At 64.3% G+C, this 14,617-nt stretch carries 12 protein-coding genes; 1 reads left to right on the top strand and 11 read right to left on the bottom strand.

Going from position 1 to position 14,617, the window contains the following annotated elements:
• Positions 1-51: 51 nt before the first annotated feature.
• The 4 genes from infB to rimP form a co-directional block, all read right to left on the bottom strand.
• Positions 52-2,709 (bottom strand): translation initiation factor IF-2, encoded by a 2,658-nt coding sequence (gene infB / locus KIP88_RS11645; protein ID WP_214488064.1) that lies wholly within the window; start codon positions 2,707-2,709, stop codon positions 52-54.
• 77 nt (positions 2,710-2,786) lie between these two features.
• Entirely contained in the window at positions 2,787-3,467 is a 681-nt protein-coding gene (locus KIP88_RS11640) for an RNA-binding protein (RefSeq protein WP_214488063.1), read from the bottom strand.
• A gap of 75 nt (positions 3,468-3,542) precedes the next feature.
• A complete protein-coding gene (gene nusA / locus KIP88_RS11635) occupies positions 3,543-5,153 on the bottom strand; it encodes a transcription termination factor NusA (protein WP_214488062.1) in 1,611 nt (536 codons plus the stop codon).
• A 3-nt stretch (positions 5,154-5,156) separates the two neighbouring features.
• On the bottom strand, positions 5,157-5,936 hold the full coding sequence (gene rimP, locus KIP88_RS11630; protein ID WP_214488061.1) for a ribosome maturation factor RimP: 780 nt from the start codon (positions 5,934-5,936) through the stop codon (positions 5,157-5,159).
• A 340-nt stretch (positions 5,937-6,276) separates the two neighbouring features.
• On the opposite strand from rimP, the gene KIP88_RS11625 reads away from it, so the two are divergent.
• The gene (locus KIP88_RS11625; RefSeq protein ID WP_214488060.1) at positions 6,277-7,347 is read left to right on the top strand and encodes a DUF2336 domain-containing protein; all 1,071 of its coding nucleotides are present in this window, start codon (positions 6,277-6,279) and stop codon (positions 7,345-7,347) included.
• 268 nt (positions 7,348-7,615) lie between these two features.
• Here the strand turns inward: KIP88_RS11625 and trmB are convergent, their stop codons facing one another.
• The 7 genes from trmB to KIP88_RS11590 form a co-directional block, all read right to left on the bottom strand.
• Positions 7,616-8,356: a tRNA (guanosine(46)-N7)-methyltransferase TrmB gene (gene trmB, locus KIP88_RS11620; protein WP_374226461.1), complete on the bottom strand. Its 741-nt coding sequence runs from the start codon at positions 8,354-8,356 to the stop codon at positions 7,616-7,618.
• Positions 8,356-9,483, bottom strand: a complete 1,128-nt coding sequence (locus tag KIP88_RS11615; protein WP_214488058.1) for a M20 family metallopeptidase — start codon at positions 9,481-9,483, stop codon at positions 8,356-8,358. Before KIP88_RS11615 ends, trmB begins: the two co-directional genes overlap by 1 nt.
• Before the next feature lie 100 nt (positions 9,484-9,583).
• Positions 9,584-10,000, bottom strand: a complete 417-nt coding sequence (locus KIP88_RS11610) for a helix-turn-helix domain-containing protein (protein WP_214488057.1) — start codon at positions 9,998-10,000, stop codon at positions 9,584-9,586.
• Positions 10,001-10,245: 245 nt separating this feature from the next.
• Positions 10,246-11,856, bottom strand: coding sequence for an apolipoprotein N-acyltransferase (gene lnt, locus KIP88_RS11605; RefSeq protein ID WP_214488056.1), 1,611 nt, complete (start codon positions 11,854-11,856; stop codon positions 10,246-10,248).
• Positions 11,853-12,971: a hemolysin family protein gene (locus KIP88_RS11600; RefSeq protein ID WP_214488055.1), complete on the bottom strand. Its 1,119-nt coding sequence runs from the start codon at positions 12,969-12,971 to the stop codon at positions 11,853-11,855. Before KIP88_RS11600 ends, lnt begins: the two co-directional genes overlap by 4 nt.
• Before the next feature lies 1 nt (position 12,972).
• Positions 12,973-13,476, bottom strand: a complete 504-nt coding sequence (ybeY, locus tag KIP88_RS11595; RefSeq protein ID WP_374226455.1) for an rRNA maturation RNase YbeY — start codon at positions 13,474-13,476, stop codon at positions 12,973-12,975.
• 83 nt (positions 13,477-13,559) lie between these two features.
• A complete protein-coding gene (locus KIP88_RS11590; RefSeq protein ID WP_214488053.1) occupies positions 13,560-14,615 on the bottom strand; it encodes a PhoH family protein in 1,056 nt (351 codons plus the stop codon).
• Between the last annotated feature and the right edge of the window lie 2 nt (positions 14,616-14,617).

Raw genomic sequence — 14,617 nt, 5'->3', positions numbered from 1 at the left:
GACGCCGCATTCTCAGTCAATAAAATCCAAGGCTCTTCGCAAGGTTTGGACTTACAGAGAGCGCTGGATGGTCTCCACGCGGTAACACTCGATGACGTCGCCGGGACGCATGTCGCCGTAATTTTCGAACGCCATGCCGCATTCCTGGCCGGACTGCACTTCCTTTACTTCGTCCTTGAAGCGCTTCAGCGTCGAAAGCTTGCCTTCATGCACGACGACGTTGTCGCGGATCAGGCGCACATTGGCGCCGCGTTCCACGGTGCCGTCGGTGACGCGGCAGCCGGCGACCTTGCCGACCTTGGAAATGTTGAACACTTCCAGGATCTGCGCATTGCCCAGCATGGTTTCGCGCAGCGTCGGCGCGAGCAGGCCGGACATCGCCTTTTTGATGTCGTCGACGAGATCGTAGATGATGTTGTAGTAGCGGATTTCGATGCCGTTGCGCTTGGCGGCAGCCGCGGCTTCCTTGTTGGCGCGCACCGAGAAGCCGATGATCGCGGCGTTGAAACCTTCCGCCAGCGTGACGTCGGATTCCGAGATGCCGCCGACGCCTGCATGCAGGATGCGGGCTGCGACTTCGTCGGTGCCGAGTTTTTCCAGCGAACCCAAAATGGCTTCGAGCGAACCCTGCACGTCGGCTTTCACGATCAGCGGGAATTCCTTGCGGCCCGCGGTCTTGAGCTGCGACATCATCTGCTCGAGCGAGCCGCGCATGCCGGAAATCGAGGCGGCGGCGTTCTCGCGCTTCTGGTGGGCGCGATAGCTCGTGACCTGGCGGGCGCGGGCTTCGTTCTCGACCACGGCGAGGCGGTCGCCGGCTTCCGGCGGGCCGTTGAAACCGAGCACTTCGACCGGCACCGAAGGTCCGGCCTCGTCGAGGTTCTCGCCCTGGTCCGAAATCAGCGCGCGGACGCGGCCCATTTCGGCGCCGGCCACGATGATGTCGCCGACCTTGAGCGTGCCGCGCTGGACCAGCACGGTGGCCACCGGACCACGGCCGCGATCGAGTTTGGCTTCGATCACGGTGCCTTCGGCCGGACGTTCCGAATTGGTCTTGAGGTCGAGCAGTTCGGCCTGCAGCGCGATCATCTCGAGCAGCTTGTCGAGATTGGTCTTGTTCTTGGCTGATACCTCGACGTCGACGACTTCACCGCCGAACGATTCGACCTGAACCTCGTGCTGCAGCAGTTCGGTGCGCACGCGTTCCGGCTTGGCGTCCGGCTTGTCGATCTTGTTGATCGCGACGATCATCGGAACCTTCGCCGCCTTGGCGTGGTTGATCGCCTCGATCGTCTGCGGCATGACGCCGTCATCGGCCGCCACCACCAGGATCACGATATCGGTGACCTTGGCGCCGCGCGCGCGCATCGCGGTGAACGCGGCGTGGCCGGGCGTATCGATGAAGGTGATCTTCTTGCCGCTTTCCGGCGAGGTCACCTGATAGGCGCCGATATGCTGGGTGATGCCGCCGGCTTCGCCCGACACCACGTTGGCGTGGCGAAGCGCGTCGAGCAGCGAGGTCTTGCCGTGGTCGACATGGCCCATCACGGTGACGACCGGCGAGCGCGGCTCGGTATCGGTCGAATCGTCGACCACGTCGAACAGGCCCTCTTCAACGTCCGACGCGGCGACGCGCTTGACGGAATGGCCCAATTCCTCGGCGATCAACTGCGCGGTGTCGGCGTCGATCACGTCGGTGATCTTGTGCATCGCGCCCTGCTTCATCAGCATGCGGATGACGTCCACGGCGCGCTCCGACATGCGGTTGGCGAGTTCCTGGATCGTGATCGCTTCCGGGATCGTCACCTCGCGGATGAGCTTTTCCTTCGGTTCGTTGGAGGCGTGGCCCTTTAGGCGCTGGGTGCGGCGGCGGAACGAGGCGATCGAACGCTCGCGCACGTCGTCGGCGTTGAGCGCGGTGACCAGCGTCAGGCGGCCGCGTTCCTTTTGCGGGCCAGGCTTATGGGTGGTCTTGGGGGGCACCGCGGGGCGCATGGCGCCGCCGGGGCCGCGGCGAACCTGGCGCGGCGGACCTTCGTCCTCATCGGAAGCGTCGGCAGCAACGCCCGGGGCGCGCGCGGGCGGCACGACTGCCGGGCGGGCTCCAGCCGCCGGGCGGGCCGCGGCGGGCCGCGCCGCAGCGGACGTCGTCGGCGCGGTCGCGGTCTTGGCCTCGGCCTCGCCAAATCGCTTCTTGGCCTCGACTTCGGCCTTGCGCTTGGCTTCCTCTTCCAGCCGGTGCCGTTCTTCCTCGGCCTTGCGGCGGGCTTCGGCGGCCTCGCGTTCGGCCTGTTCGATGCCTTCACGGCTGGCGCGGCGCTTGGCTTCTTCCTCGGCCAGCCGCCGTTCCTCGACTTCGCGCACCTTGGCATCGGCCAGGGCGCTGGCGCGGGCGGAACGCTCGTCTTCCGTCAGCGTGCGCAGCACCACGCCCGAACCGCTGCGCGGCGCGGCCGGCGCTGCCGCGGGGCGGGAGAGGGGGGCCTTGGCAGGCGTCGGCTTGGCGACGACCGGCTCGGGCGCATGCGTTTCGGTCGCGGGCGCGTCGCCGCCAACGCGGCGCTTGCCACGCTTTTCGACCACGACCTGCTTGGTCCGGCCATGGCTGAAGCTCTGGCGCACAGTGCCCGTCTCGACCCGCGGCTTCAGCGTCAAGGTCTTGGTCGGGACACTCAGAGTCTTGTCGCCAGGCGTTTTGGTATCAACCATTCAGCAGTCCTAATCTCGTTACATTGTGCGTATCCGCACATTCATTGAAGCAAGGCTTCGGAACCAATCTTCGTCCGTCAGAATTTCTGGCCGCCATCCCCGGTCTTGTCGTCGTCGTCCAGCCGGTATCGAACCAGGATCTGGCAGCGCGACAGGAACGTTTTGCTCGCCGGGCCCGCGAGCAGCGCAGCATGTATCACATTTGACCGGCCCAGTGCCAAATCCAATTGTGCCGAGGTTAAAGCGGTAACGATCGGTAAACCCCGCGATTCACCGATATTTCCGGTCCTTTGCCCAGCGATAGCGTCCAATTTGCGGATTCCGTCGGCCGCGCCGTCGGAAGCGTGAATCAGGGCTCCGGCCCTGCCCTGTTCGAGCAGGCCCTCGACCTTGGCAAAGCCGGCAATGACCTGACCGGCCTTGGCCGCCATGGCCAGCGCCTCGGTGCAGCTTCGTTCCAGCAGGGCCTCGGTATCGGCGGGAAGGGTCGCCGCGGCGCGAACGGTGCGCTTGAACCCTCTGCTAAATTGGTGACGCCGTACCGCTTCCGCAACGGTCCGGCGCGAGGCCTGGACCCACAGGCCGCGGCCGGGCAATTTTCGCTTCAAATCGGGGATGACTTCGCCCGTCGGGGCGACCACGAACCGGATCAGCTCGTCGATCGGGCGCACCTCGCGGCTGACCGCGCACATCCGCATGGTCGCGGACTTGTCGGTCCGCGGCCCATGGTCGAGATCGGGGTCAGCCAAAGCGAGCATGCCTGTTTAGTGGCTCCGGTCATCTGCGCACGGACTGCGCGCAGAAAAGATTTTCGGTTTTGCGGAACACCCGCATTACGCCGTCTGGTCTTCGGTGGTCTCGGTCGCCTCGGATTGTTTGGCGAGTTCCGCCTCGGTGATCCAGCCGGCAATGACGCGGGCCTGCATGATCATGCGTTCGGCATCGTCGCGCGAGATCTCATTGGCGTCGAGAATGCCGGGGAACTTGGTCGGCTCGCCGCCTTCCTTGCGCTCGGTCCAGCCGACCAGATCGTCGGTCGCACAGCCCGCCAGGTCCTCGACGGACTTGATGTCGTTCTCGCCGAACTTGACCAGCATCTTCGAGGTCACGCCGGGCACCGTCTTCAAAGCATCATCCACGCCGAGCTCCTTACGCTTGTTTTCCAGCTCCGTTTCGAGCTGTTCCAGGTATTCTCTCGCCCGGCTCTGCAGCTCGTTGGCGGTTTCTTCGTCGAAGCCTTCGATGCCGGCCAGTTCCTTGGCGTCGACCAGCGCGAGTTCCTCGACCGAGGTAAAGCCTTCCGACGCCAGCAATTGGCCGACGACTTCGTCGACGTTCAGCGCTTCCATGAACACCCGCGTCGAGTTCTCGAAGTCGGCCTGGCGGCGCTCGGATTCTTCCTGTTCGGTGAGGATGTCGATGTCCCAGCCGGTGAGCTGCGAGGCGAGGCGGACGTTCTGGCCGCGGCGGCCGATCGCCAGCGAGAGCTGGTTGTTGGTGTCGGGAACGACGACCTCGATCCGCTCGCGGTCCTCGTCGATCACGACCTTGGCGACTTCGGCAGGCGCCAGCGCGTTGACGACGAAGGTCGCGATGTCGGGCGACCACGGAATGATGTCGATCTTCTCGCCCTGCAGTTCGTTCACCACCGCCTGCACGCGCGAACCGCGCATGCCGACGCAGGCGCCGACCGGATCCACCGAGGAATCCCGGGAAATAACGCCGATTTTCGCGCGCGAGCCGGGATCGCGGGCCACCGCCTTGATCTCGACGATGCCGTCATAGATTTCCGGCACTTCCTGCGCGAACAGTTTGGCCATGAATTGCGGATGGGTGCGGGAGAGGAAGATCTGCGGTCCGCGGGTTTCGCGGCGGACGTCGAAGATGTAGGCGCGGACGCGGTCGCCGTTGCGAAACACCTCGCGCGGCAGCATTTCGTCGCGGCGGATGATGGCTTCACCGCGGCCGAGATCGACGATCACGCTGCCATATTCGACGCGCTTGACTACGCCGTTCACGATGTCGCCGATGCGGTCCTTGAATTCCTGGTACTGCCGGTCGCGCTCGGCCTCGCGCACCTTCTGCACGATCACCTGCTTGGCGGATTGCGCGGCGATGCGGCCATATTCCAGCGGCGGCAGGGTGTCGGCGATGGTGTCGCCGACCTGGGCGCCCGGATTGGCGCGCTGCGCGTCCGCCAGCGAAATCTGGTTCGAGGAGTTCTCGACCTGCTCGACCACCAGCATGTGGCGCGACAGTCGCAGCTCACCCTTCTTGGCGTCGATCTCGGCGTGAACGTCGGTCTCGCTGCCGTAACGGGCGCGGGCCGCCTTGGCGATGGCGTCTTCCATCGCAGCAATCACGATCCCGCGGTCGATCGACTTTTCGCGGGCGACCGCGTCTGCGATCTGCAGCAGTTCGAGTTTGTTGGCACTGACGGCCATGGCCTAGTCTCCTTCGGTAGGATCGAGGTCGCCTCTGCGCAGTCTTTCTGCGGCGAGGCGGTGTTTCTTGGTATTGGTCGGCTCGGGCTTTTTGGGCTCGGGCTTCTTGCCGGGCTTCGGCTTCGGTTTGTTGCTCCTGGCCGGATCGCTCTTCTTTGCGTGCGGCGGAGGCTGTGGCGCCAGCCCGAGATTCTGCTTCAGCTCGCGCTCGGCCTGCTTGCCGCGCCGCATCGATTCCGCAATCAATTCGTCGGTCAAAACCAGTCGTGCATCGGAGATGTCTTCCATCACCAGCAGCACGTCGGCATCTTCCTCCGCGCGTATGTCATCCCGATGTAACCGCACGGCATCGCCTTCGACGGCGCCGAGCGTACCACGGAAACGCTTGCGGCCCTGATGGGCGACCGCCATTTCGATCTTCACGAGATGACCGGCGTAGCGCTCGAAATCGGAACGACGCACCAGCGGGCGATCGATGCCCGGCGAGGAAATCTCCAGCCGGTAGGCGCGGTCGATCGGATCGGCGACGTCGAGCACCGGCGACAGCGCCCGCGAGATCGCCTCGCAATCCTCGATCTGCATCGTACCATCAGGCCGTTCGGCCATGATCTGGACGGTGCAGCCGGCCTCGCCTGAAATCTTGATCCGGACCAGCCGGTAGCCCATTCCCTGCAAAACCGGTCCAGCCACCGCCGATACCCGCGCAGCTGCGCCCGGCTCGACGACGAGACGGGGCTCGGCCAAGAGGTCGGCATCCACGGAACCAGCAGTTGGATCGGTCATGTCCAGGGTCAAAAGCGTCTTACTTGCATGGGTTTAGGCCGGGCCTTAACCGGCAGTCCGGCCGGCTCCCCGAACCGCGCCTGACGCCCCATTCTGGGCAGGGCAGGTTCAGGTAATAAAAAAGAGCGGGTCCCGGGGGGCCCACTCTCAATACGCGATCGTATGAGAACCATAAGTTGCCGCGGATATAGCGGTTTTTCCGCAATCCGACAAGGCCCGCGATCCCGTTAAGTCCGATTTTGCCAAGCTTTGAGTGGGGAGGCAAAATCTAACCCTTCATTCATGAACGGTGCCTAGATTTCCCGAAAACCAGCCAATTCAGGCCGGTTTGGGCGGGTTTATGATAATTTCACCATCGCTGATCCCGGAACTCGACGACATCATCAGTCGCGGCGACCCCAAGCGCCGTGCCGATGCCGCGCGCCGCATCAGCGAGCTTTTCCTGCAGGGTGCGGCGAGCTTCCGCTCCGATCATGTCGATCTGTTCGACGGTGTCCTGACCAGTCTCGTCCCGCATGCCGAACTGGCCGAGCGCGCCGAGCTGGCCGAGCGCTTGTCGATGCTGGCGAACGCGCCGCGTGGTTTGGTCGGCCAACTCGCCCATGACGATGAAATTGCCATCGCAGGCCCGCTGCTGCGCCGCTCGCCGCTCATCGACGAAAAAATGCTGATCGAAATTGCGTCGATGAAGGGCCAGGGCCATCTGCTGGCGATGGCGGAGCGGCCCACGCTTTCAACCGATCTCACCGACGTCATCGTTGCCCGCGGCGAGCGCGACGTGATCAGGCGCGCCGCCGGCAATGCGGGCGCAGCCTTCTCGGAGAACAGCTATTCGACGCTGATCAAGCGCGCCGGCCAGGATGGCGTGCTGACCATCAGGCTCGGCCAGCGCGACGATCTGTCACCAACGCAATTGAAGGACCTGCTGTCCGGCTCCATCGACGTCGTCCGTCGCCGCCTGTTCCAGGTCGTCAAGCCCGAACGGCAGGCCGACATCAAGCAGGCGATGACTGCGATCACCGGCCCGTCCGAACGCGAGGAGCGGCGCGACTTCATGCCGGCGCAGCGCACCGTGCTGAAGCTCCACCGCGAAGGCATGCTCGGCGAAGGCGCATTGCTCAATTTTGCCAGGGCCTTCAAATACGAGGAGTCGGTCGCCGCGCTGTCGGCGATGACCGGCGTCAAGATCGAAACCCTCGACCGCCTGATCAGCGGCGATCGCTACGATCCGATCCTGATCGCCGGGAAATCCATCGATATCGAATGGGCGACCGTTCGCGCGCTGATCCTGCTTCGGCTCGGTCCGAATCGGACCGCATCCCCCGCCGACATCGAAAACGCGCGGGTGAACTACGTTCGCCTGATGCCCTCGACCGCCCAGCGCGTCGTCGCGTTCTGGAAGACGCGGTAATCGCGCCTTATCGGTTCGCTCGTCATTGCGAGCGCAGCTTCGTCGCTTCAGCGCAAAATTGCTTTGCAATTTTGTCGCGAGCTCCCTTGCGCAAACGCTTCGCGTTTGAAGAACGCGAAGATGGGCAATCAATAGCGGCTCGTCATTCCGGGGCGCGCGTAGCGCGAGCTATGATGTGCAATTGCACATCAGAGAATCCATTTCTCCGCCTGCGATGTGGCCCGATGGATTCCGGGCTCGTGCTTCGCGCGCCCCGGAATGACGGCACCTAGCCCACCCGCCGAAACCGCAAATACGCCGCCACGCGTCCTTCGCGCTCGGCTTTGCGGCCGTAGCGCGTCATGGTGTAGCCGTCCCACGGCTTTTGCCAGTCGGCGGCGCGCTCCGCAGTCCAGAGAAAATCGGAGCTGCGCATCAGATGCGCCAGCGTCCACGCGCAGTAATCGTCGATGTCGCTGACGAACCGAAACTCGCCGCCGTCTTTCAGGATGCGCGCCATCGCGTTGACCGTTGCGTCCTGCACGAAGCGCCGCTTCCAGTGCCGCCGCTTCGGCCAAGGATCGGGATGGATCAGGTCGATCCGCGCCAGCGAGCGCGGCGGGGCCCAGGCCAGCAACTCCGCGGCATCGCCGGCATAGAGGCGGATGTTGCTGATGTTGTGGGCCTCGATCTGCGTCAGGATTTTCGCCATGCCGTTGACATAGGGCTCGCAGCCGATGAACCCGATGTCGGGAAAGGCTTGCGCCTCCGCGATCAGATGTTCGCCGCCGCCGAATCCGATTTCGAGTTTGACATCCTCGATTTCGCCATCGAACAGCTCGGCAAGCCGCGCCGGCGCGGGCGCTCCGATGTCGAGCGCCAGATGCGGCAGCAGATTGTCGATCAGGTCGGCCTGATGGATGCGGAGCTTGTGGCCCTTGCGGCGACCGAAGAACGAGCCGCGCGCATGTGCCGACGCGCCGTCATCCGGCGGCGCGTCGCGGTCGCCGGTATCGCGCGGTGCAGTCATCATCGCAGTGTCTGGTACAGACGATACAACAGCCGCGCTCTCGGCTCGATCGAGGAGATGTACATCTGCTCGTAATGGGTATGTGCGCCCTGGCCGTCGACGCCGAGCCCGTCCAGCGTTGCGGTATGCGGCGCGGTGAAATTGCCGTCGGAGCCGCCGCCGGTCGACGTATCGACCAGGTCGAAACCGATCTCCGCCGCAATCGTCCTGGCATGCTCGTAGAGCGCGGCGCCGGCATTGCTCTTTTCGTACGGCGGACGGTTCAGCTCGCCGATCACCTTGACGGTGACACCCTCGGTGCGCGATTTCAGATTGAGGATTTTCGCCGTGAGCTCGTCGGAATCCGAAATCGTCGGCACGCGCAAATCGACCTCGGCATAGGCCTCCTCCGCAATCACGTTCGACCGTGTGCCGCCGCGGACCACGCCGACATTGACGGTGATGCCGCGCGCCAGATCGTTCATCGCCTCCAGCGTCTGGATGACATTGCCGAGTTCGCGGATGGCGCTGCGGCCGTCCTCGGGCCTGGTGCCGGCATGCGAGGGCACGCCCTTGATGAAGACCTCAAAGCGCCCGACGCCCTTGCGCCCCGTCACGATCTTTCCGCCGTCGCGCGCCGGTTCGGTGACCAGCACATATTTCGCCTTTCTGCCCTCGCTCTCAATCAGCGCGCGCGACGTCGGGCTGCCGATCTCCTCATCGGAGACATAGAGCTGGGTGATGCCGAGCGACGGCCGCGAGCCGTCGGCGCAAGCCTGCCGAAATGCATGATAGGCGAGATAGGCGCCACCCTTCATGTCGTAGATGCCCGGGCCGAAAGCGCTGTCGCCCGAGATACGGAACGGCAGGCGATTGATGAATCCAAGCGGATGCACCGTATCGAGATGGCTCAGCACCAGGATTCCCGGTGCGTCCTGCCCCCATGACGAGCGCGCCACCAGATGGTCGCCGCAGCCGGAGTGCCCGGCGATCCGCTCCATGGTCGCGGGCAGACCGCGATAGCCGTCAGCGACGAGGTCGGCGAGCTTGTTGACCTGCTCGGGCGCTTCGGTCGGGGTCTCGATCTCGACCCAGCGGCGGATGCCCTCGAGGATCGGCGTGGCATCGAACGGATTGGCTGTCGTCATGTCGTATCCGATACAGCGTCATTCCAAGATGCGCAATTTCGCATCGGGAAATGATGGCATATTCCAGAATACGAAATTCTCAAACCGGCGCGGATGAGAATCAGCGCGGGTCGGGGCCGTCGCGCGACGCGATCTGCTCGACCAGCTCGACGATCGAGCGCCGCATTTTGGAATCGCCGATGCGCGTGAACGCGCGCGTCAGCGCGAGACCCTCTGATGTCGCGAGGAAATCGGACACATAAGCCGGGGAGGCGCCTTCGCCGAACCCCGCGCCATTCACCGCGCCGCTCGGCCCGCCATCGAACAGAAACGACACAGGTACCTGCAATATTTCGGATATCTGCTGCAGGCGGCTGGCGCCGACCCGGTTGGTTCCTTTTTCGTATTTCTGAACCTGCTGGAAGGTGAGGCCGAGCGCTTCGCCCAGTTTTTCCTGGCTCATGCCCAGCATGATGCGGCGCATCCGGACGCGGCTGCCGACATATTTGTCAACCGGATTGGGCGCTTTGGTGGACATCTAGATCACTCCTGAGATCGCGCGCCGGGAATGAGGCAGTGGAAGGACATGCCTCATGCGCGCCGTGACCGTCATATCCTGCTCGAAGGATCGGGTAGAATTGCGGACGATCTGAGCAATGAAGTGACTGGTTGTTGTTCTTGGCTTGCAACCGCAGAAAGCGAATCGCAGGCTGTCTGTCAACTGGCGGAACCACGCAGTCAGCGTTTTTTAGTAAACCAGTGACAACCTGTGACGCGTAAATCTCAGTCGGCGCGCTTCGCAACGCGGCGACGGACGACAAGCAGGAGTGCGCCGGCCACGATGATGGCAGCCGGGATATCTCCAAAACGAGTATAAACCGTCGGCGGCAGCGCCGACGGCAGGCTGGCATCCAACACGCCTTCGATGCCGAGGCCGAGCCGTGCCACAATTCGGCCCGAGGGATCGATCACCGCCGAGATGCCGGTGTTGGCGGCGCGCACCATCGGCAGCCCTTCCTCGATCGCACGCAGGCGCGCCTGCTGCAGGTGCTGATAGGGGCCCGTCGAATTTCCGAACCAGCCGTCATTGGTCAGGTTGATGATCCAGCCGGGGCGATCGTCACGCGCCGCAACATTTCCGGGAAAAATCGCCTCGTAACAAATCAGCGGTAGCGCGCTCGGCGCATTCGGTATCTCCATCGTCTGGCGCCGCGTGCCTGGAATAAAGCCACCGTGCACTTTTGTTAGCTGCACGAAGCCGAGCTTTTCCATCCACTCCTGAAACGGCAGGTATTCGCCGAACGGCACCAGATGCAGCTTGTCGTAAACCGACAGCACACCACCGTCATGGTCGATCACATATATCGAGTTATAGGCACGGCGGACGCGGGCGCCGGGCGGTCCGTCCGGGGCGCGCACCGATCCGGTCATCAGCACGGTACCCTTGGGCAGGAGCTCGGCGATCTGCGCCATTGCGTCGGCTTCCCGCGTCAGGAAAAACGGGAAAGCCGATTCCGGCCAGATCAGGATCTGGGCGTCGCGCACGCCGGTGGATTGCGGTCCTGAAGCGCGGTCGGAAAGCGTCAGGTATTTCTGCATCACCTCCGCCTTTGCGGCGTAGTTGAATTTGACGTCCTGCTGCAGGTTCGGCTGCATGATGCGCAGCCTGACTTTGGTCAATGCGGTCGGCTGCAGCGACAGCCGCACGGCGCCGTAGACACCCATCACCACCAGCAGCGACAGCGCCGCCACCGGCGCGATCCAGGGCTTTCGGCCGCGCGAAGAACCGTCGATCAGCGCCGCCGGGCTGGCGAAGATCGCTACGCTGAGGAAGGTCATGCCCCACAGCCCGATCAGCGACGCCGTCTGCGCCAGCGCCAGCGGCTCCGACAGCGCGTAGCCGAAGGCATTCCACGGGAATCCCGACAGCACATAGCCACGCAACCATTCGCTGACCGTGAGCCCGATCGCGAGCGCCAGCACCCGCGAAGCATCCCGCGTCCAGATCAGGCGCGCCAGCGCGAAGCCGAGCGCTGGAAATAAGGCAAGGTAGGCCGGCAGGCCGAGCACCGCGAACGGCATCAGCCAGGCAAAGGTCGGCGCGTCGACCAGAAAGGCGTTGCCGGTCCAGTAAAGCCCGGGCACGAAATAGCCGAGCCCGAACCAGAAGCCCGACATCGCCGCCGCCGGCACGCCGCGCCGTTTTCCGGCTGCCGCCCCGTCGATCAGCCAGACCGCGACCGGAAAGGTCACAAACAGCACCGGCCAGGCATTGAACGGCGCCATCGCAAGCGCCGACATCGCACCCGCGACAAGCGCGATTGCCGCACGCCTCCAGCCCCAGGCCAGGATGATCGAGAGTCCCGCGACGCGGAATTTGCTGGTTGAGATCACTGCGAGCCGGCTCCATCACCGGGGGGCGGCGGTGTATTGTCATTGGTCGGCGGCACATTGGTATCGGGCGGGGCCTCGCGGCGGCTTCGCTCGCGCGTCACGCGCGTCGCCGGCCGCTCTTTCCGAATCCCGATCCGCAGCCGCTTGACCCGTCGCGGATCGGCGTCGAGCACCTCGATCTCGAAATTGCCCGGACCCGCAATGACTTCGCCGCGCACCGGCAGTCGGCCGACCTGCGCCACCAGGTAGCCGCCCAGCGTCTCGACTTCCTCGCCGGCCTCGCCGGTGACGAATTCCTCGCCGATCATCTTGCGGGCATCCTCGAGGCTGGCGCGGGCGTCTGCGATGAATGCGTTGTCGCCCTGTCGGACGATCGACGGTGGCTCGTCGCTGTCGTGCTCGTCGTCGATCTCGCCGACGATCTGCTCGACGATGTCCTCGATCGACACCAGCCCGTCGGTGCCGCCATATTCGTCGACCACCAGCGCCAGATGGATGCGCGAGGCCTGCATCTGCGCCAGCAGGTCGATCGCCCGCATCGACGGCGGCACAAACAGCAGCTTGCGGATGATGTTGGCCTCCGCCAGCGGCAATGCGAGGTCGACCGCGCGCAGGTCGAGGCCGGCCGGGAACGGCTTCTTGCGCTTGGGCTTGGTCGTATCGCCGACCCGCGCCTTCGCGGTCATGAACGCCAGGAGATCGCGGATGTGAACGATGCCTTCGGGGTCGTCGAGCGTTTCGTTGTAGACCACGAGCCGCGAATGCGCCGCGCTTTCGAACAGGCTCATTAGTTCACCGAGCGGAATATCCCGCTTCACTGCAACGATGTCGGCGCGATGCACCATCACGTCGGCGATCCGCCGCTCGTTCAGGCCGAGGATGTTGCGCAGCATCGTGCGCTCGATGGCGGAAAAGCCGACGTCATCGGGGGTGGAGGCGTCGAGTACGACCTGGAGATCGGCGCGGACCGAGCCCGCCTTCCAGCCGAACAGCGTGCGGATCGCGCGCATCAGCCAGCTGTCGGCGGCCGGGCGCAGCACCTCGCCTTCCTGCACCACCACCGGCAGATTGGGCGTGTCGCGCGGGTTGTCCTGTATCGGGTCGGAGTCCGGCATTTCAGTCCACCCGCTCCCGATCCGTATACGGATCGGGAATGCCGAGCTGGGCGAGAATCTCCCGTTCGAGACCTTCCATGGCTTCGGCGTCATCGTCTTTCTCGTGATCGTATCCGATCAAATGCAGGAAGCCGTGGACCGCCAGATGGCTGAGATGATGATCGAACGGCTTTTCCTCGTCATCGGCCTCTTTCCGCGTGGTCTCATAGGCGATCGCGATATCGCCGAGCATGCGCGGCACGTCGGGAGGTGCGCCCGTGGTCGGCTGCAGCGCCGGGAACGACAGCACGTTGGTCGGCTTGTCGATGCCGCGCCAGTTATTGTTGAGCGTGCGGATGCCGGCATCGTCGGTCAGCATGACGGCGAGCTCAGCCTCGCCGACATCGGCATCGGCGATTTCGGCCGCCGCATTGATGGCACGATGAATCACCGCCTCGGCGTCCGGCTCCGTCTGCCAGCACTCGGCGACGACGAGAACCTCGGTAAGAGGAAGGGCGGACGACACGGGCGTTCCAGCGCTTTGCATTTCAGAGTTCGGGTTACGGCCGCAACCTGCCTGCAGCAGGTTCACGGCCGAAGATTCTTGGGTCAAGATTTTCCGGTTGCCGGCTTCTGCGGCAATCCCTCATAGGCGGCGACGATCCGCGCCACCAGTTCATGGCGGATGACGTCTTCCGCGGTAAATTTCACCTGCGCAATGCCCTCGACGCCGTCGAGCAGCTTGACGGCCTCGGCAAGTCCGGAAGCCTGGCCGTGCGGCAGGTCGACCTGCGATGGATCGCCGGTGATGATCATGCGGCTGTTCTCGCCGAGCCGGGTCAGGAACATCTTCATCTGCATCGACGTGGTGTTCTGCGCCTCGTCGAGGATGATGACGGCATTGGTGAGCGTGCGGCCGCGCATGAAGGCCAGCGGCGCGATCTCGATCTCGCCGGCCTGCAGCGCGCGCTCGACGATGCGCGAATCCATCAAATCGTACAGCGCGTCGTAGATCGGGCGAAGGTAAGGGTCGACCTTTTCCCTGAGGTCGCCGGGCAGGAAGCCGAGCCGCTCACCGGCCTCGACCGCGGGCCGCGACAGGATGATGCGATCGACTTCCTTGCGTTCGAACAATTGCGCGGCATGCGCCACCGCAAGCCATGTCTTGCCGGTGCCGGCGGGGCCTACGCCAAACACCATCTCGTGGCGTTTCAACGCGCGAATGTAGGAATCTTGCGCCGCCGTGCGTGCGCGCACCGGACGCTTGCGCAGATTGATGGTCTCGAACGACGATTTGGCGGTCTTGGCGTCGTACTCGAACAGCGATCCCTGTGCGAGCACGGCGCGGATCGCGCCTTCGACCTCGCCCTGCGAGAGATCATGGCCCTGCAAGGCCTGTGCATAGAGCGTCTCCAGCACGCGCCGCGCGGCGTCGCAGCCGTCGCGGGAGCCGGCGATGGTGATGTGGTTGCCGCGGGAATCGACGACGATGCCGAGCCGCCGTTCGACCAGCGCCAGGTTTTGGCCGTAGGGGCCGACGAGCGCGGAAGCGGCGCGGTTGTCGTCGAAGTCGATGACGACCTGGGTCTCGGGCGGAATTTGCATATCGCGGTCAAACTTGCGGCTGGGAGCGAGTGAAGGTGAATCCGATGCGCTTTTTGGCAAGG

The sequence above is a fragment of the Bradyrhizobium sp. SRL28 genome (assembly GCF_018596315.1).
In the GTDB taxonomy this organism is placed as follows: Bacteria; Pseudomonadota; Alphaproteobacteria; order Rhizobiales; family Xanthobacteraceae; genus Bradyrhizobium.
Note: the sequence above shows the minus strand (reverse complement) of the source record. Positions and strands in the feature narration are given on the sequence as shown.